We start from the raw sequence: 24,744 nt of genomic DNA, 5'->3' as shown, positions 1-24,744 counted from the left end.
GCAATGACCTCAGTATTTGACCGCGACGACATCCTGTTTCAGGTAGTGGTCAACCATGAAGAACAGTACTCCATCTGGCCCGACTACAAAGCCGTGCCGGAAGGCTGGCGGACGGTAGGTAAGAGCGGCATGAAGAAAGAGTGCCTGGCCTACATCGAAGAAGTCTGGACCGACATGCGCCCGCTGAGCCTGCGTCAGAAAATGGAGGGTGCCACGCTGACCAACTGATACACCGTGACCCAATGTGGGAGCGAGCGTGCTCGCGAATGCGCAGTGTCAGTCAACTATAGTGTGACTGTTCCAGCGCATTCGCGAGCACGCCCGGCCCCACAAAAAAGCCCTAGAGTGCCTGGTTGGCGTACAAGTAATCCGTCGCCAACGACGCCAACGTCCTCACCCCCACCACCAACGCCGACTCATCCACAAAGAACCCCGGATTGTGGTTCGGCGCAGCCTTGCTCATGTCCTGATCCCGCGGCGTCACCCCCAGGAACACAAACAGCCCCGGCGCCTCCTTGGCATAAAACGAGAAGTCTTCCGCGCCGCCCACCAAAGGCCCCAGCACCACGTCATCCTGGGCCGCCCAGCGCAGGCTTGGCAGCATTTTCTCGGTCAGTGCCGGGTTGTTGAGGGTGGGGTCGTACTTCTCGATGATGGTGACCTCGGCCTTGGCACCGCCGCTTTCGGCGATTTTTTCCACGGTCTGGCGCACGTCCGCGTGCAGCTTCTGACGGATGCCGTAGTCGTAGGAGCGAATGGTCCCGGTCATGTCTACCGACTCAGGAATGATGTTATAGCGCGTGCCGCCATTGATGGTGCCAATGCTCACCACCGACGGAAACGACGAGATGTCGGTGCGGCGGCTGACCACGGTTTGCAGGCCGACAATGGTCTGCGCACCCACGGTAATCGGGTCGATGCCATCCCAAGGGCGACCCGCGTGGGTTTGCTTGCCGAGGATTTTGATGCGCAAGTCATCGGAGCTTGCCAGGGTCGGTCCCGGGCGGTACGTAATCCGGCCGGCGGGCACGCCTGCCCACACATGCAGGCCAAACACCGCGTCCGGCTTGGGCGCCTTCATCACGCCTTCCTGCACCATCATTTTGGCGCCCCAGGTGTTTTTGCCGTCGGGGATGAAATCACTCGGGCCTTCCTCGGCCGGTTGGAAGTAGAACACCACAGTGCCGGGAAGGCGCTCGCGCATGCCGGTCAGGATCTTCGCAGTGCTCAGCAGAATGGCGACGTGGGCGTCGTGGCCGCAGGCGTGCATCACGTCGACTTCCTTGCCCAGGTAGGTGCCCTTGGCTTTCGAGGCGAAGGGCAGGTCGGCGACCTCCTTGACGGGCAGCGCGTCCATGTCGGCGCGCAGGGCGACGGTCGGGCCGGGCAGGGCACCTTTGAGCACGGCAACAACGCCGGTGCGTGCTACGCCGGTTTTCACCTCGAGGCCGAGGTCGCGCAGCTGCTTGGCGACCCGCTCGGCCGTGCGGGTTTCGGTATTGCCCAATTCAGGGTGGGCGTGAATGTCGCGGCGGGTTTCCAGCAGCGCCGGCTCAAGGATTTTTGCCTGCGCGGCGATTTCCTCCCGGGCCCTGTCCTGGCCGCTGCTGGCGGCAATCACCGCACTGCTGGCGACCCCGCAAAGCATGCCGAAGACCCACGGGTGTGTCAGACCGGTTAAACGCATAAGGACCTCTCCTGAGTTTATTGTTGTAGCGCTTTCTCCTTCACAGTGCCGGCGGTGACCACCTGCACACTCAAGCGCGGCGTCGCCAGGTCCAGCCCGGCTTCATCCAGATGACGCTTGAGCGACAGGTTGAACGCCCGCGACACTTCCCACTGCTTGATCGGCGCCGTCTTGAAGCGCGCACGTAGAATCGCACTGCCCGACTCGAAGCTCTCCACGCCCTGAATCTCCAGCGGCGACCAGATGTTGCGGCGCTGCAGTGGGTCGTTGCGCATTTTCTGGCCGACATCGCGCATCAGCTTGATCGCGTCGTCGACTTCCATGTTGTAGGGGATCGCCACGCGGAAGATCGCGTAGCCGAACTCCCTCGAGTAGTTCTTGATGCTCTTGATCTCGCTGAACGGGATGGTGTGCACAATGCCGTCGATATCGCGCAGGCGCACGGTGCGGATGGTCAGGCCTTCCACCGTACCGAGGTGGCCACCGACATCTACATAGTCATCGATGGCCAGGGAGTCTTCGATGATGATGAACAGGCCGGTGATCAAGTCTGCCACCAGCGATTGTGCACCAAAGCCAATGGCCAGGCCGATCACACCGGCACCGGCCAGCAACGGCGTGACGTTCATGCCCATGTTCGCCAGTGCAACAATGGCAGCGATGATAAAGATGGTCACAAACAGCACGTTGCGGATCAACGGCATCATCGTCTGCGCGCGGGCATTGGCCAGGCCTTTGCGCGAGCGGGTGAGCGCGTGGTGGATCGCGGTGTCGCTGAGGATCCAGATCAGCCAGGCAAACAGCAGCGTGCCGCCGAGGCCGAACAGCTTGACGCTGATTTCATGCCCGTCGCCTTCGGTAAAGCGAATCAGCGACAGGCCCCAGACCCGCAGGCCCAGTTCGATAAACACCAGCCAGACCACCAGGTGGGCCAGGGTATAGACGAAGCTCTTCAGCCGCTCGGAGTACAACGCATGGCGTTTGTGCCCGCGTTGCGGCTTAAGCGCATGGCGGCGAACAAGGCCATTGATCACCATGCACAACACCAACAAAACGGTGCACAGCAGCGACTGGCGCAATGCCGTGCTGGTATCGCCGGCAGAGACGAAGGTGGCGAACAGCGAGATCCCCACCAGCAGCAAGGCCGGGATGTACCAGAAGGTGCCGACGATCTCGATGGTGTCGCTGAGCGCGCGGCGGGTCAGCCGGCGCGAGAGGGGTTGGTTACGGATCAAGTGCGCGATCGGCCGGCGGAAACGCAGGATAAAGACACCCGTGGACAGTGCCGCCATCACGTTGGCGATGGTCGCCGCCGTGTGTGCCAGGTGCTGGCCGAGCGCTGTGACCAGCCTGGGGTCATTCAAGGCTTCGCCAAAGGCGGCGAAACTGCCGATTAACCACAGCGGTCGGAAAGCCTGGTGGCGCAGGATATACAGCGCGCGGTGACGGTGCGGGCCGTCCAGTACAGAGAAGGCAATCACGCAGATCGCCGAGAAACAGGTGCCTACCACCAGCGCATAGGCCAGCACCATCGCCAAGGATTTACCCAGTGACGAAGGCAGTGCGTAGCTCAGGTAAACCGTGATGATCAAGGCGATCAGCCATGGCCCCAATTTGCGTAGGGCGAATCGCACCATGTCCCAGGTACGCGGGTGTTGCGGCAGCTCTTCGGGCAGGCCGAAGCGCTCGCGTACGCGGTGGCTGAGCCAGATCAGCGCAGCGGCGAGCAGGCTCCACACGGCCAGGATCACGGCGAACCCGAAAATGATCGGCAGCCATTCATTGGCCGGCATGATCAGCGCACCGAGTTCATCCTTGGCCTGGTCGACTTCGTTGGACCAACGCCCCAGTGGGCTGTCGGCGCCGTAGAACTGTGTTTCCAGGTTTGTCAGGGTGCCGCCGATCAAACCCAGCACGCCTTGCTCGGCTGCGGGTTGGGCTTTTTGCGTAGCGGCGCGCAGCTTCTTCAGGTCGCTGAGCAGTTGGGTGCGCTGCTGGTCGTTTTCGAGTGTTTTGATCACCTCGTCCAACGACTGGCCCAGGGGGACTTCGGCCTGGGGTTGGGCTTTGTTGGTGCTGCCCAGCAGGCCGGGCAAGCCCACGGCGTGGGCAGGTGCGAGCGGCAGCAGCGTGAGCAGGGCGATCAGGCAAAAGCAGGGCAGGGCAAACAGACGGGAAAGCACGAGCGGTCAACCTTGAAAACGACGAGTAAACCCGAGTGTACGAGGCCGCTATGCCAGATGCGAGTGCATTTGTCATTCGGCCAGTTTGGCGAGGATCTTGTACACCACGGTGCCCAGGATCAGCAGCATGCCGACCCACATACCAAACACGCCGAGGGGTTTTTCGCGAAAATTGAAGCCCACGGCCAGCATCATCATGCCGATCAGAATCGGGATAAGCATGGCGTGGAAAGAGGACATGGAGATCATGGTGCGACGGCCTTGTCGGAGTGGAAACACTGACAAGTCTAGGTCGGATTATGGGAAGTTGGGTTGATGCGTGTCAGATAGCGTTGGGAGTGTTTGAAGTCGCCATCGTAGGTAAGCCAGTTCCCACACTTGATTTGCGAATACCTTCAAGTGTGGGCTGGCTTGCCTGCGATGGGCACGCCTCGGTATCAGGGCAAATCACGACTCGCGTAAAACGCACCCAATACCTTCACCAAATGCGCCAGGTCATGGCTGCCGCACAGCTCACGAATTGAATGCATGGCAAACGTCGGCAGGCCGATGTCCACGGTGCGCACGCCCAGGTGGCTGGCGGTGATCGGGCCGATGGTGGAGCCGCAACCCATGTCGCTGCGCACCACAAAGCTCTGCACCGGCACTTCCTGTGCCATGCACAGGTGACGGAAGAACCCCGCGGTTTCGCTGTTGGTGGCGTAGCGCTGGTTGCTGTTGACCTTGATCACTGGGCCCGCGTTGAGCTTGGGGCCGTGATTGGCGTCGTGCTTCTCGGCGTAGTTTGGGTGCACGCCGTGGGCGTTGTCCGCAGACACCAACAGAGATTTCTGAATGGTGCGTACGAATTCATCACCTTCTGGCAGCAGGCGACGCAGGGTCTGTTCCAGCATCGGGCCATCCGCGCCGCAGGCCGAGCAGGAGCCGACTTCTTCGTGGTCGTTGCACACCAGCACGCAGGTTTCATCGGTCTCGCTGGTGAGCAAGGCTTGCAGGCCGGCGTAGCACGACAGCAGGTTGTCGAGGCGCGCGCCGGCGATGAAGTCACCGTTCAGGCCAATCACGGCGGCACTTTGGGTGTCGTAGAAGCTCAACTCGTAATCCAGCACTACGTCGGCGTTCAGCCCGTGTTCCCGTGCCAGTTGCTCAGTGAGCACGGCACGGAAGTCCACGCGCTCGTCACCGGCAAATTGCGCGAGGATCGGCGGCAGCTCGGTCTGGGCATTGATCGCCCAACCTTGGTTGGCTTCACGGTTCAGGTGAATGGCCAGGTTGGGGATGATGGCGATGGGCAGCTTGAAATCGATCAACTGGCTTTCGACCTTGCCGTCGCGGCGGAAGGTCACGCGGCCAGCCAGGGACAGATCACGGTCGAACCACGGCGCCAGCAGTGCACCACCATAGACTTCCACACCCAACTGCCAGAAACCCTGGCGTTGCAGCTCCGGCTGTGGCTTGACGCGCAGGCACGGGCTGTCGGTGTGGGCGCCGACCAGGCGAATACCGCCCTGTAGCGGCGAATGGCGGCCAAGCTTGAAGGCAATGATCGAGGAATCGTTGCGGGTCACGTAATAGCGCCCGTTAGCTTCGGTGGTCCAGGTCTCGCGCTCGTCGAGACGCTGGAAACCGGCCGCTTCCAGGCGCTGGGCCAGGGCGGCAGTGGCATGAAAAGGAGTAGGGGAGGCCTTGAGGAAGTCGATCAGGCCTTGATTCAACGCTTCGCGCATAAGTAGCTCCAGACAGCAGTGCGCGGAGTTTACCGTATTGGTTTAACTCGGTGGCGAGAACTGATGCAGATCTGAATGTGAGAGCGGGCTTGCTCGCGAAGACGTCGGCCCAGCAAATATTGAGGTTGACTGGCCTACCGCTTTCGCGAGCAAGCCCGCACATGTGATTGGGTTTGCAGTCTAAAACGGCGCGGGGCACTCGAAGCGCAGACGCTCGCCGCTTTGCGGATGCGTGAAGCTCAGCATGCTCGCGTGCAGGCACAGGCGCGGCCAGGCAGCCAAGGCTTGTTCGTGGGCATAAAGACCATCACCGAGCAACGGGTGACCAATCGACAGCATGTGCACACGCAACTGGTGCGAACGCCCGGTAATCGGCGTCAGCTCGACGCGGCACCAATCGCCGCAACGTTCCAGCACTTTCCAGAAGGTCAATGCATGCTTGCCAAACTCGTGGTCGACCACATGGCGCGGCTTGGTCGGCGGGTCGTAGCGCAGGGGCAGGTCGATGCTGCCGCTGTCCAGTTCCGGTTGGCCCCAGGCCAGTGCGGTGTAGGCCTTTTCGGTTTCGCGGTCGTGAAACTGGCGGGACAGTTCGCGGTGGGTATCGGCGTCCCGTGCCAGCAGAATGATCCCCGAGGTTTCCCAGTCCAGTCGATGGACGATGCGGGCTTCGGGGTAGCCGTTTTCCTGCAGGCGGGTGATCAGGCAGTCCTTGTTGTCATCGGCACGGCCAGGCACCGAGAGCAGCAGGGTTGGCTTGTTCACCACCAGGACAGCGTCGTCCTGATGGAGGATGTGGATAGTAGACAACGGCATTAAACAGCCTCGCAACAAACGCCAACGGCGGCTCGCCCACCCGACCCTTAAAAGGGATCAGGGTGAACGAGCCGCCGTGGCGGCCGCCTTTTCGATTAACGATCAGGCAGGGTGATATTGAGTTCCAGAATTGAGCAGCTGCCGTCATTTTCCAGGGCGACATGCACGTCATCGTTGCCGATATTGACGTACTTGCGGATTACCTCGACCAGTTCCTTCTGCAAGGCTGGCAGATAATCCGGCGTGCTGCGTTGGCCGCGTTCGTGCGCCACGATGATCTGTAGACGCTCTTTCGCTACCGACGCGGTACTTGGCTTTTTGTTGGCGCGAAAGAAGTCGAGAAATTTCATTGTTTAGTTGCCTCCAAAGATACGCTCGAAGAATCCCTTCTTCTTCACATCGAGGAAGCGGTGTTCCACGGTCTTGCCCAGCAAGCGATCGACGGCATCACTGTACGCCTGGCCAGCGTCGCTCTGGTCGTCAAGAATCACCGGAACACCTTGGTTGGAAGCCTTCAGGACTGCCTGGGATTCTGGAATTACACCCAGCAGGGTCACTGCGAGGATGTCCTTCACGTCTTCAACACCGAGCATTTCGCCGTTGCTGACGCGCTCAGGGTTGTAACGGGTGAGCAGCAAGTGTTCCTTGATCGGGTCTTCGCCTTTTTCGGCGCGCTGGGACTTGCTGGCCAGCAGGCCGAGCATGCGGTCCGAGTCACGTACCGAGGAGACTTCCGGGTTGGTCACCACGATGGCCTCATCCGCGAAGTACATCGCCAGGTGAGCGCCGGTTTCGATACCGGCCGGCGAGTCGCAGACCACGTATTCGAAGGTTTCCTTCAGCTCGGCAAGGACTTTGCCTACGCCTTCTTTAGTCAGCGCTTCTTTGTCGCGAGTCTGGCTGGCGGCCAATACGTACAGGTTCTCAAGGCGCTTGTCCTTGATCAGGGCCTGTTGCAGGTTGGCTTCGCCGTTGACCACGTTGACAAAGTCATACACCACGCGGCGTTCGCAGCCCATGATCAGGTCGAGGTTACGCAAACCGACGTCGAAGTCGACGATAACTGTCTTGTGGCCGCGCAAGGCGAGGCCGGTACCGATAGCGGCGCTGGTGGTGGTCTTACCCACACCACCCTTGCCGGATGTAACCACGAGAATCTTGGCCAAGGTGTTTCACCCCTAAGGAAAAAGGACTTTTCGGTCCCTGAAAAACATCTCTTGGAACTCGCCGCAGGCGGACAGCCTTTGCAGGAAAAAGATGTGGTTTCCGCTGGGGAAACGCCAACTTCCAATTATTCCTACGCAAGTATTGCCGGTTTCGCTGTGCTATCAGAGTCTAGAGATGCTTGGAAAATGCGGCAGTATCCGTTAAAGACGGATGATGTTCAACACATCGCCCGACAGGTTGATCTGCACCGAAGCTCCCCACAGTGGATCACGGCGCAAATCTTCTGAAACCTTGTACTGGCCTGCGATTGACACAAGCTCTGCGGTCAACAGCTGGCAAAAAATACGCGCCTTGGTATCGCCCTTGATGCCGGCGAGGGCACGTCCGCGCATCGGGCCGTATACATGGATGTTGCCATCGGCAAGAAGTTCCGCCCCCGGGCTGACCGAGGAGATCACTACAAGGTCACCTCCCTGGGCGTAAATCTGCTGCCCGCCACGTACGGGCGAGGTGATGATCTTTGTCGGCTTGATCGTCGGCTCCGGTGGTTTTTCCGGTTTTTTCTTCTCTTCACCGACCAATGGTTCAAGCGGTCGCTCGCGCGCGCCGGACGGTGGCAGTACTGGCAGTTCAATGGCGATAGCCGCAGCAATGTCTTCAATGCGGCTGGCGCGAATCGCCAACGTGCGCAGGCCATGGGAGCGACAGACGCGCATCAGGCCGGGCAGATCGATACTGCCTTGGCCGGCGGGCAGTTTGTCCAGCGCCAGCACCAGCGGGGCGTTGTTGAAAAAATTCGGCGCCAGGGCGACCTTGGCGGCCAGCTGGCGGTCCAGGGCCTCGAGGTCGTTACGGGCGAGTTCCAGCACGGTGATGGCGAGCATGCTGCCTTTCAGCTGGAACACGGGATCTTGGTCTAGCGGTTCGGTTTGGCTCATGGTCGGCAAAGCGGCTTGTCACGAAAAGTGTCGAGACTTATAACGAGAACACTCACCCGCCGCAAGCCGAGTCGAACCGTTGTAGAATGCGCGGCCCTTGTCTTTACCGGAATCTGTAATGGATCGCCCGCGTTTTCGAGCTGTTTTTTTTCACCCGCGCTTTTGGCTGTTATGGCTGGGGCTCGGCCTGCTGTGGCTGATTACCCAACTGCCATACCGCGCGCTGCTGACCATTGGTCGCCTGCTGGGTGCTGGCATGTACCGCGTGGCGGGCGAGCGTCGCCGTATCGCCGCGCGAAACCTGGAACTGTGCTTCCCGGAAAAATCCGCTAAAGAGCGTAAACATTTGCTCAAGGAAAACTTTGCCTCCACCGGCATCGCCTTCTTTGAGATGGCGATGAGTTGGTGGTGGTCGCGCCAGCGCTTAGCGCGCCTGGCCCATGTCGAAGGCCTGGAACACCTCAAGCAGGCCCAACTGGATGGCAAGGGCGTGATCCTCATGGCCCTGCATTTCACCACCCTGGAAATCGGCGCGGCGCTGCTTGGCCAGAAGCACACCATTGATGGCATGTACCGCGAGCACGGCAACCCGTTGTTCGACTACATCCAGCGCCGTGGCCGTGAACGTCATAACCTCGATTCCCTGGCCGTGGAGCGTGAAGACGTGCGCGGTATGCTTAAGCTGCTGCGCGCTGGCCGCGCCATCTGGTACGCACCGGACCAGGACTACGGCGCGAAGCAAAGCATCTTTGTGCCGCTGTTCGGCATCCAGGCTGCCACCGTGCCCGCCACCAGTAAGTTCGCCAAGCTGGGCAAGGCGTTGGTCGTGCCGTTCACTCAAGAGCGCCTCGTCGATGGCAGCGGTTACCGCCTGGTGATCCACCCGCCGCTGACTGACTTCCCTGGCGAAAGCGATGAAGTCGACTGCCTGCGTATCAACCAGTGGGTCGAAGCCTCGGTGCGTGAATGCCCTGAGCAATACTTGTGGACCCATCGCCGCTTCAAGAGCCGGCCACCGGGTGAACCCAAGCTGTACGAAAAACGCCGCTGATAAGACTGTTTTTTCCCCACATGGAGTGACGCAATGCGCCCAACTGAACCGGTTACAGGCTTGATTCTTTCCGGCGGCGGGGCGCGAGCGGCTTATCAGGTGGGGGTGCTGGCGGCGATTGCAGAGTTGTTGCCGCCGGGGGCGCCGAATCCTTTTCCGGTGATCGTCGGCACCTCGGCCGGCGCGATCAATGCGGTGAGCCTGGCCAGCGGCGCCATGGACTTCAGGGCCGCGATCCAACGTCTTACCGCCTTCTGGCAGGGCTTTCGTAGCCACCTGGTGTTGCGCAGTGATTGGCCGGGGGTGATTCGCCAAGCGAGCCGCTTCTTTATCCACAGTCTGCTGGGCCTTGGGGCCCGGGTGCCGGTGGCCTTGCTCAACAGCTCACCGTTACGCGACCTGTTGCAAGAGCGCTTGAACCTGGACGGCATCGACGAGGCCATCCAGCATAAACATCTGCACGCGGTAGCCGTGACGGCCTTTGGTTATGAGTCCGGGCAAGCGGTGACCTTTTATCAAGGCGGCGGCACCATCGACGCCTGGTTGCGCCATCGCCGTATCGGCATGCCCACTCAGTTGACCGTTGAACACCTGCTGGCCAGTTCGGCGATCCCTTTGCTGTTTGCGCCGGTCAAACTCGACCACGAGTTCTTTGGCGACGGTGCAGTGCGGCAATCGGCGCCCATCAGCCCGGCCCTGCATTTGGGCGCCAATCGCGTGCTGGTAGTCGGGGTCAGCGGCAACCCGCGTGGCAATGAACCGGCCGTGCAACGCACCTACACCGGCCAGGAGCCGACCCTGGCGCAGATCGGCGGGCACATGCTCAACAGCACGTTCATTGACAGCCTGGAAAGCGATATCGAATTGCTGGAGCGCTTGAATCAGTTCAGCCATTTCCAGCCGGCCGACAGCGCGGCTCAGGGCCTGGCGCCGGTTGAAGTGCTGGTGATTGCGCCCAGCCAGCCCATTGATGAGATCGCCGCGCGGCATCGCCAGGAATTGCCGGCGGCGTTGCGCTTGTTTTTACGTGGGCCGGGGGCGACCAAGACCAGCGGGGCAGGGGTGTTGAGTTACTTGCTGTTCGAGGCGGGGTATTGCAGCGAGTTGATTGAACTGGGGCGGCGGGATGCGTTGGCCAAGCGTGAGGAAATCACCCGGTTCCTCGGGTTGCCCCCGGTCTGAATGTGGGAGCGGGCTTGCTCCCACATAGGTTATGCGGTTAACGATCAGAAGTGATACTTGACCAAGAAGCTCGCCGTATCCTGCGTCGTCTTGAACGCACCCGAATCTTCAATCCCGTACTTGTTCTTCCAGTAGTCGTATTCAAAACCGACATACAACTGCTTGTCGCCCCAGTGCAGTGCCTTGCCCAAGTCATATTTGACCTGTGGGTTGAAGTGCAGGTTGGCGTGGTAAGTGCCACGGGCATTCTTGTCGTTGTCCACGACCCAGTCCATGAAGCCGTCGATCAACACGTCGGAGTTGCCCACCGGAATGGTGTACGACCAGACCGGCGTGATCTGCCAAACGCCATCGCCTGGGCGATTGCCTTCGGTCTGGCGCTGGTAGAAGTTCAGCTGGAAGTAGTCGAAACCGGGGATGTTCAAATCGAAGCCAGGACCGACCAGGTACGATTCATTATCGCCTTCACCAAACTCGTAAGTCATCGCCAGCAATACATCCTTGATCGGACCAAAGGACAGGTCCTTGTCGAGAATCTTGCCAAACGACAAACGCGGGCTGAACTCGCCGTAATAAGTATTCGGGCCGACGTTGCCATCTTCCTTGCCGTTATAAAAGATGCGGTCGAGGAAGAAGAAGTTGTCGCCGTACTTCCAGGCATCGGCATGTTCGAACGTGACGGTTTGCTGGACCTGCGGGTTGACGGTGAAGCGCTTGCCCCACAAGTAAGTCAGGCTGTTGTTCTGCCACTGCAACAGGTCACCGGCCACGGCTTGGCCACCGGCCAGCAGGGATCCCGCCAGCATCAGGCCTTTGAACATAGGTTTCATTCGGTTGCTCCCGAGTTAAAGTTTTATGGTGTTTCTTCTACGCAGGCGCTCTGGTGTGGCGCCTTTTGGTCAGCTGCAAAAATCGTCTGTTCGGTCAGCTTTAGTGCATTTAGCAAGAGCTGCGCCAAGGTGTTTAAAAAGCCAAAAAATCCGCGTCGGCTGCAGGGGATGCAGTCGAATTCAGGGGACTTTTGCGCACGCAGGCCGAAGACATAAGGCCGGGATAAGTTGGCCTTGCAGTCAGCTTTTACAGTCGCTGTTTTTTTTTGAGTCGATTCGAGCGGGCGCGGAGAATACTGGCTCTTATGCCTGGGCTCAAGTGCGCTGTAACAGAGCGCGTGGGGCGAGAATGGGGCACGGCTTGTGGCCGGCCCCGGGTGAATGGCGTGCATGTCGTGGTTCCCAGTTTCGTTATTGTTTTTGTAAGAACGAAGGAATCAATGGGTAGGGGCGACGGCAGGTCGTTCAGACCCGCCGAGGATGTTGAACAGGATATTCAGCGACAGCGCGCTGAGGGTGGCCATGGCGATGCCACTGTGGGTAATCGGGCTCATCCACAGCGGTAGTTGCGCGAAGAATTCCGGGCGCACCACCGGGATAAGGCCCATGCCGATACTCACCGCCACCAGCAGTTGGTTGCGACGGTCGGCGATATCGGCGTCCTGCAGGATTTTGATCCCGGTGGCCGCGACCATGCCGAACATGGCAATCGCCGCACCACCCAGCACCGCCGCAGGAATCGACGCCACCAGGTAAGCGGCTTTGGGCAGCAGGCTGAGCACAATAAGGAAGGCCCCGGCCATGATCGTCACCGAGCGGCAACGCACGCCGGTCATCTGCACCAGGCCGATGTTTTGTGCGAACGAAGAGTGGGTGAACGTGTTGAAGAACCCGGCAAAGAACGACGCGCCGGCATCGCACAACAAACCACGGCGCAGCATCTTCGGCGTGACGTCCTGGCCGGTGATCTTGCCCAGCGCGAGGAACATCCCGGTGGATTCAACAAAGATGATCACCACCACCAAGCACATCGACAGGATAGGCGCCAACTCGAACGTAGGCATGCCGAAGTGCAGCGGTGTCACCACTTGCACCCACGGTGCCTGGGCCAGGCCGCTGAGGTCGACCATGCCAAGCAGGCCGCACAAGGCGTAACCCAGGCCCATGCCGACCAGTACCGAAATGTTCACCCAGAAACCGCACATGAAGCGGTTGATCAACAAGATGGTGCCCAGTACCAGCGCAGCAATCGCCAGGTAGATCGGCGAACCAAATGTTGCAGCGCCACTGCCGCCACCGGCCCAGTTCACGGCGACCGGAAAGAGTGAGAGGCCAATCGCGGTGATCACGGTGCCGGTCACCAAGGGCGGGAAAAAGCGCACGATCTTGGACATGAACGGCGCGATCAACATACCGAAGAACCCGGCGGCGATGGTCGCGCCGAAGATACCCTGCAAGCCGATACCGGGCATGCCGGCCATGGCGACCATGCTGCCGACGGCGGCGAAACTGGCGCCCATCATCACCGGCATGCGGATGCCCACCGGGCCGATACCGAACGACTGCACCAGCGTGGCAATGCCGGCTACCAGCAGGTCGGCGTTAATCAGGAAAGCGATGTCTTCACGGCTCAAACCGGCGGCCTGGCCAATGATCAGGGGCACGGCGACGGCGCCGCCGTACATCAGCAAGACGTGTTGCAGGCCTACCAGAATCAGTTGCAAGAGGGGCAGCCGCACCATCGCGGGCACGGCAGGAATCTGCGGTTCGACTAACTCGGTCATGCAACACCTCGGATCTTTTTTATTTTTGTGTTGTGTGAAACGCAATCTCTACATCATCACTAATCCCCTGTGGGAGCGGGCTTGCTCGCGAATACGGTGTGTCAGTCGCTGAATGTGCTGACTGATCCGGCGCCTTCGCGAGCAAGCCCGCTCCCGCATTTGGAGCTGTGTGAATCAGTGAGCTAATTGGTACGCGCCCCCTGGTTGATCCAGGTACCAATCAAATCCCGCTCCTGCTGGGTCATCTGGGTGATGTTGCCCAGGGGCATGATCTGGCTCGCCACGGCTTGCGCTTGAATACGCGCAGCCTGCTGCTGGATCTGCGCCGGTGTATCAAACATCACCCCGGCCGGAGCAGTGCTGAACAGCGGGCTGGTGGGCTTGGCCGAATGGCACACGGTGCAGCGCTGTTCGATCACATGGTGAACCTGGCCAAAATCCGTGGTGGCCTGGGCGGGCGCGGGCTCAGCAGCCGGAGCAGCAGGCGCGGCGGGCACGGCGGGCTTCAAGCCGCCACCTAATGCCGTTTCCGGCAGCGGCTGGTACTCAATGGCCGCCGGTGCCTTGACCACTTCGGCGACGGGCTTGGGACCGGTCACATACGCCAGGCAAATCATCGCCAACGCACCCACCGGCAAGGTCCACGCGTACTTCTGGCTGTTATGCCGGGTGTTGAAGTAGTGCCGCACCAACACCGCCGCCACCGCGATGCCCGCCAGGACCAGCCAGTTGTATTGGCTGCCGTAGGTGCTCGGGAAGTGGTTGCTGATCATGATGAACAGCACTGGCAAGGTGAAGTAGTTGTTGTGACGCGAACGCAGCAACCCTTTGGCGGGCAGTGCCGGATCCGGCGTGCGGTTTTGCGCGATAGCCGCCACCAGCGCGCGTTGCGCCGGCATGATGATGCGGAACACGTTACCGACCATGATGGTGCCGATTATCGCGCCAACGTGCAGGTACGCACCGCGCCCGCTGAACACCTTGCTGAAGCCATAGGCTGCCGCAATCAACAGCACAAACAGGATAAAACCAAGCAGGGCAGGGCGTTTGCCTAGGGCCGAGTCGCAGAGGAAGGAGTAGATGAACCAGCCGGCGAACAGTGAGCCAAGGCCCAGCAATACGCCTTCGGTGCCGCTGAGCGTGCTGCCGGGGGCGAGCAGGTACAGCGTCGGGTTGAGGTAGAACACCACGCACAGCAGCGCGACGCCCGACATCCAGGTGAAATAGGCTTCCCATTTGAACCAGTGCAGATTGTCCGGCATGGTCGGTGGGGCCAGTTTGTATTTTTCCAAGTGGTAGATACCGCCACCATGGATCGCCCACAAGTCACCGGCCAGGCCGTTCTTGGGGTTGACGCGGTTGAGGTTGTTTTCCAGCCAGACGAAGTAGAAAGAAGCGCCGATCCACGCGACGCCAGTGATCATATGAACCCAGCGCACGCTCAGGTTCAGCCATTCCAACAGATGTGCTTCCACAGTCTTTACCTCTCGCCTGTCACCCTTGTTGTCGGGTGATCCGGCCTTCTCTTATTGGTGGGGGGCGAGGATCAACCGCTCATCCTCTTCAAAAAAATGCTCATCGCAGTTATTGCCTGTGCCACTGCGATCAACCACCAGGAAGTCATCCCGCTTTTCGATCGTCAGCACCGGGTGGTGCCAGACGCCGCGATGGTAATTAATGCCCTGCCTGCCGTTGGTGACGAAGGCGCGGACCAAACCTGATACAGGTGCATCGCCAAGTGGCGCGACCACGATCAGAAAAGGGTTGCCGAGCAGCGGTATGAACGCCTGGCTGCCCAGCGGGTGTCGTTCCAGCATGCACACGGTCAGCGGCATGTCCTGCGCGTCGGCGCGGAAGATGCTGATGATCGCGTTGTCCTCAGGCTGTGCGGTTTCGACCGTCGCCAGCTTGTGAAAGCGCATGGTCGACCCGTTGTTGATCATGAAGTGATCGCTGCCATCGGTTTCGATAACGTCTCCGAAAGGGGCGAAGGCTTCTTTGGTCAGGGGTTCGATCATCAGTGTGCGCATGGCTGTCTCTTATCCGAATGCTGTGTTGTTGGTTCTGCTTGCTTTTGTAGTGAGCGGGGCAAGCCCGCTCACTGCAGGTTTCAGCGTTTACTTCGAAACTTTACCGAGCACGCGCAAGCGACTCACACCACCATCCGGGAACACATTCAGGCGGATGTGGGTAATCGGCCCCAGTGCCTTGATCTGCTCGGCGAAGGTGTGTTCGGCGTGCATTTCCAGCTTCTGCGCCGGCAGCAGTTCGCGCCAGAACAGTGACTGGGTTTCGATCTGGCTGTCGGTGCCGCCCTTCACGAACGCGCCCTGGATCGAGCAGGTGTCCGGGTAGTTGCCCTTGAAGTGCAGGGTGTCGACGATGATCTTCTCGATCGCGCCTGGGTGGCCCAGGGCGACGATCACCCAGTCATTGCCCGGTGTACGACGACGTGCGGTTTCCCAGCCGTCGCCCATGTTGATGCCACGGCCTGGGTTGAGGATGTTGCTCATGCGGCCGAAGTGTTCATCGGAGCACGCCAGCGCGCGACCTCCGTTGAGCGCCGAGGCCAGGTCGACTTGTTCGTTGTCGCCGACCGAGGACCAGTCGCGGAATGGAATGCCGTACACACGTAGACGCGCCACGCCGCCATCCGGGTAGATGTTGAAGCGCAGGTGGCTGTAGGCCTGGTCGTTGTTGATCTCGTGGTAGTGGTGGCTGTTGCCTTGCAGCTCGACGGCCGACAGCACTTCCACCCACTGGGTGTTTTCGTCCGGGTCGCCCGAGGCCAGGAAGCAGGCTTCCAGCGACGCCGACGGCGGGTAGTTGCCGGTGAAGAATGAGGTGTCGATGTCCACGCCCTTGATCGAGCCAGGTACGCCCAGGCGAATGACCGCACTGTCGTAGCCTTCGAAGCGCTTGCGGCGTGACTCCCAGCCGTCCATCCACTTGCCGTTGTCATCGAAAACGCCCTCCTTCCACACGGCCGGCGTCGGCTGGAACAGACGGTTGGCGTCAGCGAACCAGTCATCGGTCACCGAAAGGATCTTGGTGCCCAGACGGGCGTCGGCCAGGTTGACGAACTTCTCGAAAGGTACGGCGTAAGCTTTCATTCTTCTTGTCTGCCTTAGATAGAGTGGCTGGGGATGGTCGTTTAGAGGGTCAGTAATCGGAACAACGCGATCTTGTTGATCTCGGCCAGTGCGCAGTTGAACTCGGCGTCTGCCGAATTGTGGATGCGTGTTTCGAACGCGGCCAGGATCTGATGCCGGTTGCTGCCTTTTACCGCCATGATGAAGGGAAACTTGAACGTGGCCTTGTAGGTGTCGTTCAGCTCGGTGAAGCGTGAGAACTCTTCGGCCGTGCATTGGTGAATACCCGCGCCGGCTTGTTCATCGGTGCTGGCTTGGGTCAGTTGGCCCTGGACGGCGGCTTTGCCGGCCAGGTCCGGGTGAGCGTTGATCAGGGCCAGTTGACTGGCATGATCGGCGCTCAACAGGATATCGCTCATGCGCTGGTGCAGGGTTTCGATCTCGTCGATCGAAGCGTCCTGGCCCAGGTCGAAGGCCTTCTCGGCTACCCATGGCGAATGTTCGTAGATGTCGGCGAAGGCGGCGACGAATTCATCGCGGCTCAGGGTCGACGGCTTAAGGGTTTGGAACGCGGTCATTTCGCTGCTCCCGTGTACGGGTGGGTTTCGTGCCAGTGACGGGCAATGTCCACGCGACGGGTGAACCACACGTGTTCGTGACCTTTGGCGTACTCGAGAAACCGCTTCAACGAAGCCAGGCGCGCAGGGCGGCCGATCAGGCGGCAATGCAGGCCGATGGAAAGCATCTTCGGCGCCTCGTCCCCTTCGGCGTAGAGCACGTCGAAGGCGTCCTTGAGGTATTCGAAAAAGTCATCGCCCTTGTTGAAACCCTGCACCTGGGTGAAGCGCATGTCATTGGTGTCCAGGGTGTAGGGGATCACCAAGTGCGGCTTGTCGGTAGGGTTGTTAGGCTCCCAGTAGGGCAGGTCGTCGTCGTAGGTGTCGCAGTCATACAGGAAACCGCCTTCCTCCATCACCAGCCGGCGGGTATTCGGGCCGGTGCGCCCGGTGTACCAGCCCAATGGGCGCTCGCCGGTGAGTTCGGTGAGGATGCGGATGGCTTCGAGCATGTGCTCGCGCTCCTGGGCCTCGTCCATGTATTGGTAGTCGATCCAGCGGTAGCCGTGGCTGCAGATTTCGTGACCGGCCTCGACCATCGCGCGGATCACGTCCGGGTGACGCTGGGCGGCCATGGCCACGGCGAAGACGGTCAGTGGAATATCGAATGCTTTAAACAGCTTGAGGATGCGCCAAACGCCGGCGCGGCTGCCGTATTCGTACAGCGACTCCATGCTCATGTTGCGCGCGCCTTGCAGCGGCTGCGCCGAAACCATTTCCGACAGGAAGGCTTCAGACTCTTTATCACCGTGCAAAATATTGCGCTCGCCGCCTTCTTCGTAATTGAGTACGAAAGACAACGCGATGCGCGCCTTGCCCGGCCAGTGGGGGTGAGGAGGGTTACTGCCGTAACCGATCAGGTCGCGTGGGTAGTCAGCGCTCACTGCAGTCTTCCTTCTTGTGCGTGATCATTCATGTGGCGGCCGGGCAGTGAAAAGACTGGGTGGCGTCACAGCGATGAGTGATTGTATACAACTTATCGGCAACTTTGTAAGCCTGCTTTTCTGCATTTTTTCCGCAGAGCTCTGTGTAAAGGGTGTAGCAAGAAACTTGCCTGACTGGTCAGCTAATGGACAAAAGGTTGTTTAAAAGCAAGGATTACTCATCGATCAGTCTGTCGAGCATCAGCAGCATGCTGATCCAAAGCGTTATAATTTTTATTGTGTACAATTTTTTTTAAAAGTGTCTTAATCAGCCATCGCCGGCTTTTTCGATGCCCTGAAAAAGTGCGGATCACTCTTCTACTGACCACGGGAGGCGCGTAGACGCCATGGGACGCTTGACCACACACATTTTGGACGCCGCACACGGCTGCCCCGGCAGCGCGATCAAGGTTGAACTGTATCGCGTCGAAGGCACTCAGCTTGAGTGGGTCGCTACCGCCGTGACCAACAGCGACGGGCGCTGCGAAGCACCATTGCTGCAAGGCGACGACTACCGCAGCGGTGTCTACCAGCTGCAATTCAGCGCCGGTGATTACTACCGTGCCCGTGGCGTGCAATTGCCTGAACCGGCGTTTCTCGATGTGGTGGTGTTGCGCTTTGGCATCAGCGCCGAACAGGATCACTACCATGTCCCACTGTTGATTTCGCCTTACAGCTATTCCACCTACCGCGGTAGCTGAGCGTCACCTCGCTTCACACCCCCAAAGCTCTTCGTTGGTTTTTCGCCCGCCCACACTGCGGGCTTTTTTTGCCTGCAGTGGGCTCAATTATCTAGCGCGTTCTGACCGCCTGCGTTGCTTAGGCTGGGTGTTTTCCTCCACGAGAAAAAACACCATGACCTCGGCCACCGAAAGTCAGTCCGCTCCTCCCGTTTCCAGCGCTGCGTCCGACACCGACGAGATTGACGACGCCAGCGATGCTGAAGAGGCCCCCGACGCTGAGTTACGGGCCATTCGTAACTCGTTGAAGGCGCGGGTTCGCACCTCTACCCATCCCAGCCGCCTGATCAATCAGATCTGCCTGGCCGACATGCGCTGCAGCGAGTCGGCGCAGACGCTGACACATCTGCTGGGGCGCTCGCCCAAAATATTGAAGGTGATTCGCGCCGAGCTCTACAAGGCGTTCAAGGAGGAACCGGATGATCTGCTGTTTACCGTGCCTGCGAAGGACGGTGAGCCCGAGAAAGTCGACAGCCTGACAAGTCGTGCATTGTCGTTGCTTTTTGAGCCCTGGGCGGCTGCCAGTGTTTGTGCGTCAACCACGCTGACCATCAAAGGAAAGCCCGGCTCTCGATTGACATTGACGCCGTTGGAAGCCCTTCAACGGGTGGTCGCGATGCGGCTTTATGAGCGATTAATCCACGCGGCCGCTAACTATTGGGACACCTTGGCATACGGTTCCTGGCGCACGCGCCGGGAGCGCTGGGTAGCGTTGCACGAGGAGCTCTTCGCCGCCCGTGCCTTGATCGCGCGGCAACTGGATGAGCTGTCGAGTACCGGAATGGCCATGGTTCAGGCTGTGATTGATGCGCCTGGCGCGCCGGCGCGTCAGGCCGCGGGTGGTGATTGGGCCTGCGTGCGAGTGGGCCAGTTACTCTGGCCGGGTACACCTGCGATGGTGATTCCAGGTGCCCTGCATATCTATCGCGAGGGTGACCCCAGTGGTGTGCCGCATATCATTTACCTGCCGGGTGTGGCCCGCAATCTCTATGAGTACCCTTCCTTCGTTGCGCTTCAGTGCGGTGTGCTGGAGCTGAGCAAGTCGCGGTTTGACGAGCTCTGGCAATGCTTGCCTTTAAATCGTCGCCACATGTTATGCCGTCCTGCGGACTTGTCCCCGGCGTCCAGCGTTGTGCGTGGTCAGGAGATTCTGGAGGATGCGTTGGCGCTGGGGGCGCAGGAGTTGCTGAGCCAGCAATGGAATAACGAGTTGGCCTGCGTTTCGGTGATTTATCACCAGCACGTATTTGCCAAAGAGCGGCCGCAGCCACTTGATGCAGGTTCGTTTCTCAAGTACGTGGAGGGCAACAGGAAACAACTGGTCGGGTGGGCTCGGCTCGGCGAGCTGCGTGACGAATTGCTCGATTGGGACCACCAGCGACGGAGCACAGAAATTATCTTTGCCAGTGTCGCGCCCGGCTTGGCGCTGCGCACGGCAGAGCAGCAGATCAAGCGTTACGAAAAAGGCATGGTCGCGCTGCTGGATCCGGATGATCCAAGCGCCGAGACACCGGCGCATCAGGAGGTCGTCGCATGGGTGGGTCAACTCAAGGTTCACGCCCAAACCTTGAATGCATTGTCGCAGGGTGCCGGGCAACGCTTGCTTCACGTTGATTTTTGGTCTGAGCGCCCAGGTGGGGAGGGGACACCCAGGCGGGTTGTGTCGTTTATGCACGCCCAAACCGAGGCCTTGCGCTGCGAAGTGCAGTTGCAACACAGGCTTAAGCTGCTGAGTACGGCGCATCGTGACTTGATGATTGAAGTGGTGGAGCAGCCTTTGCCCGCCCGGCGTCCGGACAGTCAAACCCAGGTGCTGTCGATTGCCATCGGCAGCGAGCTGGATGCCTTTTACTCGCTCCATAACATTTGGGTGGTTACGACCGCCGCGGCGGTGAGAGTCCCGCTTCGCCAGCTACCCGTGGTGCTGTACGCCTTCGGAGAAGAAGGCGGGGTGATGGCTTTTGCCGGGCTGGACGCCCTCACCCGAAGTGTCAAAGCCAGTCTCGTCAGTCGGGACGATTCCGTGCTGTGGGGCTGTGTCGCGCGCGATAAGCGCAACAACTTACGCACACATGCGGTGCGTGAAACCTTAGAGGTGCGCTACGTGCCCATCCCAGGTAAACCGGCATTGGCCTCCCTCAAAAAGCGCCTTGGGAGCTGTGATCGCTTGTACAAAAGCACCGATCACATCACGCGTATTTTCAGTGAGGTCAAGGATGCCGACATGAGCCGTGCGCTGCTGTTGACTGAGCTGGAACAACACCTGCAGGTTCCCTTCAATAGCGCCCTGAGCCGCGCGCAGGCGAATATTGAGTTGCTGCGCAACGTCGCACTTGAGGCGAAAAAACTGCCGGCATGGTTAGCGGGGGCCACGCGTGCGCAGCGCAAACACTTCAGGCGCTCGAAGAAGCTTTACATGAGCAGCACCTGGGCATTTTTAAGCCGGCTGGAACAACGTCTACCGGACTTGAACACCTATGCCCGCCAGGCGTTGACCGCCCGGTTGCGTGACGAGGGGATCTCCTTGGGGGTGCAGATAGACGAGCCCTTTATGGCGATGTCCGGTGATATCCATGGCACGTATTGTGATTATAAAGAGGCTTGCCTCTTGAAAGATCCGCAAAAGATACTGCCCCCCTCGTCGTCGTGCAGGGCCTTCAGTCTATTGGAGCTGGCGCTGCACAACCTGGACCCGCTGGCACCTTGGACGCACTATAAGTTAAACCGTGCTTGCCCTCTGCGATGGACGTGGCCAGACAGTCTTTCGACTGGCCGTTTGAGGCAAATCGTATCTTCGCTGGATGTAGGCGGCCGGTACGACGCATTGATCAATAAGGTGTTTTATCCCTCTGTTAATCCCAGTAACTCGCTCAGCAAAGGACGTATTCCCGAGTTATTGAATCGCGCGCTGCGTGCGGGGGTTGAGCATCATCTGTTTTCAGCGATTCAACACGGGCTGTCGGCGAACGCGCAAAGCGTATTCAGTACTGCAATGGCCGCACGGACGCCGCAGGACCTGATGACGAACCCGCATGAGTTACACCTGCACGTGGTTCATTTGGTGGGCCATACGATGCAGCATGATCGCTATGTCGCAGGGATAGTGGTCGTGCAAGACAAGCGTTCGCAGCTTTGCGTGGTCTATTGGCCCCAGGCGCCCCTCGCCTTGGTGCTCACTGAGTACAGCAACCTTGAAAAGGCAGGGGCTGAATTGAACCGTCTGTGCGCATTGCCCGATAACCTTAAGACGCTGGCACGCCAGGTCGCACCCGGCTGGGCCTTTCAGGCAAAGCACCAGTCCCCGTTCGAACCAACGGCCTTCAACATACTTGATGTGCTTCCTGGTAGTTTCCTCGTGAGAGGGATTTGGCGGTTGACCCGCCTGCTGCGCGTCAAGCATCTGGAACCGTCGCTGTTACTTGATGAGATTGAAGAACAGGCGCTCGAGCAGATTGCCAGTGATCCACGGGATTGGCTGGCGATTGTTGCCACGTCCAACTGCAATGCCCAGGCGTTGCTGTACCACGGCAAAGTGCACGAGTTGCAACGCCAGGCACAGGCCGCCAGTTACTCTAATAAAGCGCTGAAGGAATATCGAATCCGCCGCCTTCGCGACGGCAGCTTGGCCAAAACACGGATGGTGTTAAGTCTCTTCATTCCCGTACTCGGAGTGTTCAGTGACATCTACGAGTTGTACGTTGCAGCGCGCCGTTACAAGCGTTATGGCGATCCCAGTGATAAGCGCGTGTTGGCCGATACGATTAAATTGTTAATGGTCAATCTGGTGATGACGTTCGTACCCGGCCCCAAGGTGGCGGGTGTGGCGGGGGCTTCCGCTATACGGTCTGCGCTGCCCCCGGCTTTGGGGCGGATACGCCGCTGGCGGGTGGAACCGAGCGGTGGTCCCCGTTCGGCGTCATCCGTGAGGCAACTTCCGGCCCTGGAGCGTTTCAAGACTGCATCGGTGCCGGAGGGGGCTGTGGCGTTGAAGGGGCCGGGTCGGGAAGGTGTCTACGTCAAAAATGGAGGGCTATTTGTGGCGGATGACACACACCATTATCCGGTTTACAAACGGGGCAGTGAGCAAGGGTTTCGTCTGAAAAACCAGCAGTCGCCGGGTCAGGACGAATTGATTCTGGATATCCACCAGTCCAGGGAGTGGTTACTCGGCGCAGACGCGCCGCAACCGGTGGCGGGAACGAGTTCAAGCATGCCTGGCCCGTGGACAGCTCCGGTACCACCGTCGCCGGACTGGTCGCCGCCCTTAGTGCGCACGGCGACGGAAGACTGGATTAAGAAAACCGTCACGGCACCCTCTGATGGGCTGCAGTGGCGTATGCAAACTCCGAATGTTGACCAAATGATCTTGCTCGCGCCTGATGTGTATCACATTCCGATGGATTCCCGAGGTTTTGCCTGTAATGTACTGCGAGACGCCCCGGCTGGCGCGAGTTTGGCTGATCCGTCAAGTGCTTATTACAGGTTGCTCCCTCAAGGTAATCAAGCGCCTTTGGACGGCATTGTATTTATCATGAAGGATGAACCGTTGGTGTCATTGGCCAGCGTTGATCTCGAGCGTTGGACAAGCACCGCGCGACTCGAACAGCCTATTGCGGCCTCACGCACTTCGACGAACGACTGGGTGTTCCATACACCTCTATTCAACAAGCCATTGGCGGAGTCTGTGGGGGATGCATTTCCTGACATGACCATCAAAAGCCGGGATTTCACTGTCGCAAGGCTGATTGAACGGGCGGATCCGAGCCGCTCTGCAACGGCGACTCATCTGCTCAACGTTCGTACGACGTTGGACGGTTGGTTACCACCACTGCCTGCCAGCCCCGGTCAAACGGATGACTTGCTGAGGATGTTGCGGTATTCCCATAGGAAGAAAGGCACGGTGTTCATCGGTTTCGACGGTAAAGCGCCCGGCTTTACTCGTGTCGACTTTCAGGCGACGGGATTGGATCCTTCGTTGCGGCCCAGTCGCGGGGGGCGCTGGGTTGAGCGAAACGATGCGCAGTATGCGGCCGTCAGGCAGGTGCTGGAGCGACAGGGTTTCAGTGTCAATGAGCTGCGCAAAAAGCGAGGTCGCCGGTTCACGCGCGATTTTATCGCGACCCATACGTCCTCCGATCAGAACCTGCTGTACTACGTGACAGTCCAGTGGGCCGAAAAAGGGGTTGTCACGTTGCATGAACGGTTGACGGATGGTTGGTTTAATCGAGCCATTAGCCGATCTCCAAAATTAAGCGCGCTCGTGCAAGTCAAAAGTGCCATGGAGGAGGGGCGATTGATCCGGATCGCAGCAGGCATTCAATGGCCCGTCCGGGGTACGGTTCCTCCCAGTGTTTATTTCGTCAAAGTGAGTCCATTCTGACCTTCATCAACGACATCATGCCCGCACCGCCAAACAATCCCGCACTGACACGGTTGAACCAGCTTTGGCCTTTGCCGCTGCGCAGGTAGCGGGCCGCACCATGGGCGCTCAAGCCATAGGCCAGTTTGCAGAACAGGTCGAGCACGGTCCAGGTGGCGATCATTACCAGTAGTTGTGGCAGGAACGGCTGCTCGCCGTTGAGAAACTGGGGCAGAAAGGCGGCGAAAAACAGAATGTCCTTTGGGTTGCTGGCGCCGAGGACAAAGGCGCGGCCAAACAGTGTGCGAAAGCGGGGCGTGGCAGCCGACTGCGCAACTTCGGCGCCATGGGCCGGTTGCCGCGATTGCTGCCAGCTCTGCCAGGCGAGATAAAACAGGTACAACGCGCCAACAATCTTCAAGGCACTGAACAGTTGCTCGGACGCCAGTAACAACGCCCCCAAACCCAGCGCCGAGGCGCTGAGCAGGCAGATCGAGGCAAGTACCCCGCCAAGAAACGCTGGATACGAGCGGCGCAGCCCATAGTTGAGGCTGTTGCTGATCATCAGCAGGGACAGTGGCCCTGGTATGAGGATCACCACCAATGCTGCGCCGCTGAACAGTAGCCAGGTTTCCAGGTTCATCCATT

The 24,744-nt window shown here is 59.5% G+C and carries 22 protein-coding genes; 5 read left to right on the top strand and 17 right to left on the bottom strand.

Annotation, left to right across the window (positions count from 1 at the left end; all coding sequences use genetic code 11):
- The first annotated feature begins 3 nt into the window (after positions 1–3).
- A complete protein-coding gene (locus tag AACY44_RS12675; protein ID WP_339416545.1) occupies positions 4–228 on the top strand; it encodes an MbtH family protein in 225 nt (74 codons plus the stop codon).
- A gap of 112 nt (positions 229–340) precedes the next feature.
- Here the strand turns inward: AACY44_RS12675 and AACY44_RS12670 are convergent, their stop codons facing one another.
- From AACY44_RS12670 to minC, 8 genes are all read right to left on the bottom strand, one after another.
- The gene (locus AACY44_RS12670) at positions 341–1,687 is read right to left on the bottom strand and encodes an amidohydrolase (protein WP_339427423.1); all 1,347 of its coding nucleotides are present in this window, start codon (positions 1,685–1,687) and stop codon (positions 341–343) included.
- A gap of 17 nt (positions 1,688–1,704) precedes the next feature.
- Positions 1,705–3,870: a mechanosensitive ion channel family protein gene (locus AACY44_RS12665; RefSeq protein ID WP_339506336.1), complete on the bottom strand. Its 2,166-nt coding sequence runs from the start codon at positions 3,868–3,870 to the stop codon at positions 1,705–1,707.
- 72 nt (positions 3,871–3,942) lie between these two features.
- Entirely contained in the window at positions 3,943–4,119 is a 177-nt protein-coding gene (locus AACY44_RS12660) for a hypothetical protein (protein ID WP_339438354.1), read from the bottom strand.
- 188 nt (positions 4,120–4,307) lie between these two features.
- Positions 4,308–5,597, bottom strand: a complete 1,290-nt coding sequence (locus AACY44_RS12655; RefSeq protein ID WP_339468199.1) for a M18 family aminopeptidase — start codon at positions 5,595–5,597, stop codon at positions 4,308–4,310.
- A gap of 180 nt (positions 5,598–5,777) precedes the next feature.
- On the bottom strand, positions 5,778–6,413 hold the full coding sequence (locus AACY44_RS12650; RefSeq protein ID WP_027603908.1) for an RluA family pseudouridine synthase: 636 nt from the start codon (positions 6,411–6,413) through the stop codon (positions 5,778–5,780).
- Between the two features lie 95 nt (positions 6,414–6,508).
- On the bottom strand, positions 6,509–6,763 hold the full coding sequence (gene minE, locus AACY44_RS12645; RefSeq protein ID WP_003175252.1) for a cell division topological specificity factor MinE: 255 nt from the start codon (positions 6,761–6,763) through the stop codon (positions 6,509–6,511).
- Between the two features lie 3 nt (positions 6,764–6,766).
- The gene (gene minD, locus AACY44_RS12640; protein WP_339416537.1) at positions 6,767–7,579 is read right to left on the bottom strand and encodes a septum site-determining protein MinD; all 813 of its coding nucleotides are present in this window, start codon (positions 7,577–7,579) and stop codon (positions 6,767–6,769) included.
- Between the two features lie 201 nt (positions 7,580–7,780).
- Complete coding sequence (gene minC / locus AACY44_RS12635) at positions 7,781–8,518, bottom strand: septum site-determining protein MinC (RefSeq protein ID WP_339436289.1); 738 nt, start codon at positions 8,516–8,518, stop codon at positions 7,781–7,783.
- 118 nt (positions 8,519–8,636) lie between these two features.
- On the opposite strand from minC, the gene AACY44_RS12630 reads away from it, so the two are divergent.
- Both AACY44_RS12630 and AACY44_RS12625 read left to right on the top strand, forming a co-directional pair.
- Complete coding sequence (locus tag AACY44_RS12630; RefSeq protein ID WP_339416533.1) at positions 8,637–9,569, top strand: lipid A biosynthesis lauroyl acyltransferase; 933 nt, start codon at positions 8,637–8,639, stop codon at positions 9,567–9,569.
- Positions 9,570–9,602: 33 nt separating this feature from the next.
- Positions 9,603–10,751 carry a patatin-like phospholipase family protein gene (locus AACY44_RS12625; RefSeq protein WP_339436288.1) on the top strand — a complete coding sequence of 383 codons (1,149 nt, stop codon included), beginning with the start codon at positions 9,603–9,605 and terminating at the stop codon, positions 10,749–10,751.
- A 44-nt stretch (positions 10,752–10,795) separates the two neighbouring features.
- On the opposite strand, the gene AACY44_RS12620 is transcribed toward AACY44_RS12625, so the two are convergent.
- The 8 genes from AACY44_RS12620 to puuE form a co-directional block, all read right to left on the bottom strand.
- The gene (locus AACY44_RS12620; RefSeq protein ID WP_339438351.1) at positions 10,796–11,581 is read right to left on the bottom strand and encodes an outer membrane protein OmpK; all 786 of its coding nucleotides are present in this window, start codon (positions 11,579–11,581) and stop codon (positions 10,796–10,798) included.
- 23 nt (positions 11,582–11,604) lie between these two features.
- Positions 11,605–11,973, bottom strand: a complete 369-nt coding sequence (locus tag AACY44_RS12615; RefSeq protein WP_339497029.1) for a hypothetical protein — start codon at positions 11,971–11,973, stop codon at positions 11,605–11,607.
- 45 nt (positions 11,974–12,018) lie between these two features.
- Positions 12,019–13,365: a nucleobase:cation symporter-2 family protein gene (locus tag AACY44_RS12610; RefSeq protein ID WP_339416527.1), complete on the bottom strand. Its 1,347-nt coding sequence runs from the start codon at positions 13,363–13,365 to the stop codon at positions 12,019–12,021.
- A 182-nt stretch (positions 13,366–13,547) separates the two neighbouring features.
- On the bottom strand, positions 13,548–14,840 hold the full coding sequence (locus AACY44_RS12605; protein WP_339455461.1) for a urate hydroxylase PuuD: 1,293 nt from the start codon (positions 14,838–14,840) through the stop codon (positions 13,548–13,550).
- Between the two features lie 51 nt (positions 14,841–14,891).
- Positions 14,892–15,395 (bottom strand): ureidoglycolate lyase, encoded by a 504-nt coding sequence (locus tag AACY44_RS12600; protein WP_065873378.1) that lies wholly within the window; start codon positions 15,393–15,395, stop codon positions 14,892–14,894.
- Positions 15,396–15,482: 87 nt separating this feature from the next.
- Positions 15,483–16,478 carry an allantoicase gene (gene alc, locus AACY44_RS12595; protein WP_339416525.1) on the bottom strand — a complete coding sequence of 332 codons (996 nt, stop codon included), beginning with the start codon at positions 16,476–16,478 and terminating at the stop codon, positions 15,483–15,485.
- A gap of 41 nt (positions 16,479–16,519) precedes the next feature.
- Positions 16,520–17,035 (bottom strand): 2-oxo-4-hydroxy-4-carboxy-5-ureidoimidazoline decarboxylase, encoded by a 516-nt coding sequence (gene uraD / locus AACY44_RS12590; RefSeq protein WP_339416523.1) that lies wholly within the window; start codon positions 17,033–17,035, stop codon positions 16,520–16,522.
- On the bottom strand, positions 17,032–17,958 hold the full coding sequence (gene puuE / locus AACY44_RS12585; RefSeq protein ID WP_339416521.1) for an allantoinase PuuE: 927 nt from the start codon (positions 17,956–17,958) through the stop codon (positions 17,032–17,034). Before puuE ends, uraD begins: the two co-directional genes overlap by 4 nt.
- A gap of 386 nt (positions 17,959–18,344) precedes the next feature.
- Between puuE and uraH the strand changes: the two genes are divergently transcribed.
- Together uraH and AACY44_RS12575 are read left to right on the top strand one after the other, a co-directional pair.
- Positions 18,345–18,698 carry a hydroxyisourate hydrolase gene (gene uraH / locus AACY44_RS12580; protein ID WP_339416519.1) on the top strand — a complete coding sequence of 118 codons (354 nt, stop codon included), beginning with the start codon at positions 18,345–18,347 and terminating at the stop codon, positions 18,696–18,698.
- Positions 18,699–18,852: 154 nt separating this feature from the next.
- The gene (locus AACY44_RS12575; RefSeq protein ID WP_339530369.1) at positions 18,853–24,117 is read left to right on the top strand and encodes a dermonecrotic toxin domain-containing protein; all 5,265 of its coding nucleotides are present in this window, start codon (positions 18,853–18,855) and stop codon (positions 24,115–24,117) included.
- On the opposite strand, the gene AACY44_RS12570 is transcribed toward AACY44_RS12575, so the two are convergent.
- A complete protein-coding gene (locus AACY44_RS12570; protein WP_339416516.1) occupies positions 24,098–24,739 on the bottom strand; it encodes a LysE family translocator in 642 nt (213 codons plus the stop codon). The two genes, AACY44_RS12575 and AACY44_RS12570, sit on opposite strands and share 20 nt — an antisense overlap.
- Between the last annotated feature and the right edge of the window lie 5 nt (positions 24,740–24,744).

This window comes from Pseudomonas sp. RA_15y_Pfl1_P11, assembly GCF_963970975.1.
Taxonomy (GTDB): domain Bacteria; phylum Pseudomonadota; class Gammaproteobacteria; order Pseudomonadales; family Pseudomonadaceae; genus Aquipseudomonas; species Aquipseudomonas tritici.
This window is presented reverse-complemented; position numbering and strand designations above follow the sequence as displayed.

What these genes read in the sequence shown, in the direction of transcription:
- AACY44_RS12675 (WP_339416545.1), top strand. Translation starts at nt 4, where the DNA reads ATGACCTCAGTATTTGACCGCGACGACATCCTGTTTCAGGTAGTGGTC.
- AACY44_RS12670 (WP_339427423.1), bottom strand. Translation starts at nt 1,687, where the DNA reads ATGCGTTTAACCGGTCTGACACACCCGTGGGTCTTCGGCATGCTTTGC.
- AACY44_RS12660 (WP_339438354.1), bottom strand. Translation starts at nt 4,119, where the DNA reads ATGATCTCCATGTCCTCTTTCCACGCCATGCTTATCCCGATTCTGATC.
- AACY44_RS12655 (WP_339468199.1), bottom strand. Translation starts at nt 5,597, where the DNA reads ATGCGCGAAGCGTTGAATCAAGGCCTGATCGACTTCCTCAAGGCCTCC.
- AACY44_RS12650 (WP_027603908.1), bottom strand. Translation starts at nt 6,413, where the DNA reads ATGCCGTTGTCTACTATCCACATCCTCCATCAGGACGACGCTGTCCTG.
- minE (WP_003175252.1), bottom strand. Translation starts at nt 6,763, where the DNA reads ATGAAATTTCTCGACTTCTTTCGCGCCAACAAAAAGCCAAGTACCGCG.
- minC (WP_339436289.1), bottom strand. Translation starts at nt 8,518, where the DNA reads ATGAGCCAAACCGAACCGCTAGACCAAGATCCCGTGTTCCAGCTGAAA.
- AACY44_RS12630 (WP_339416533.1), top strand. Translation starts at nt 8,637, where the DNA reads ATGGATCGCCCGCGTTTTCGAGCTGTTTTTTTTCACCCGCGCTTTTGG.
- AACY44_RS12625 (WP_339436288.1), top strand. Translation starts at nt 9,603, where the DNA reads ATGCGCCCAACTGAACCGGTTACAGGCTTGATTCTTTCCGGCGGCGGG.
- AACY44_RS12620 (WP_339438351.1), bottom strand. Translation starts at nt 11,581, where the DNA reads ATGAAACCTATGTTCAAAGGCCTGATGCTGGCGGGATCCCTGCTGGCC.
- AACY44_RS12615 (WP_339497029.1), bottom strand. Translation starts at nt 11,973, where the DNA reads ATGCACGCCATTCACCCGGGGCCGGCCACAAGCCGTGCCCCATTCTCG.
- AACY44_RS12610 (WP_339416527.1), bottom strand. Translation starts at nt 13,365, where the DNA reads ATGACCGAGTTAGTCGAACCGCAGATTCCTGCCGTGCCCGCGATGGTG.
- AACY44_RS12600 (WP_065873378.1), bottom strand. Translation starts at nt 15,395, where the DNA reads ATGCGCACACTGATGATCGAACCCCTGACCAAAGAAGCCTTCGCCCCT.
- alc (WP_339416525.1), bottom strand. Translation starts at nt 16,478, where the DNA reads ATGAAAGCTTACGCCGTACCTTTCGAGAAGTTCGTCAACCTGGCCGAC.
- uraD (WP_339416523.1), bottom strand. Translation starts at nt 17,035, where the DNA reads ATGACCGCGTTCCAAACCCTTAAGCCGTCGACCCTGAGCCGCGATGAA.
- uraH (WP_339416519.1), top strand. Translation starts at nt 18,345, where the DNA reads ATGGGACGCTTGACCACACACATTTTGGACGCCGCACACGGCTGCCCC.
- AACY44_RS12575 (WP_339530369.1), top strand. Translation starts at nt 18,853, where the DNA reads ATGACCTCGGCCACCGAAAGTCAGTCCGCTCCTCCCGTTTCCAGCGCT.
- AACY44_RS12570 (WP_339416516.1), bottom strand. Translation starts at nt 24,739, where the DNA reads ATGAACCTGGAAACCTGGCTACTGTTCAGCGGCGCAGCATTGGTGGTG.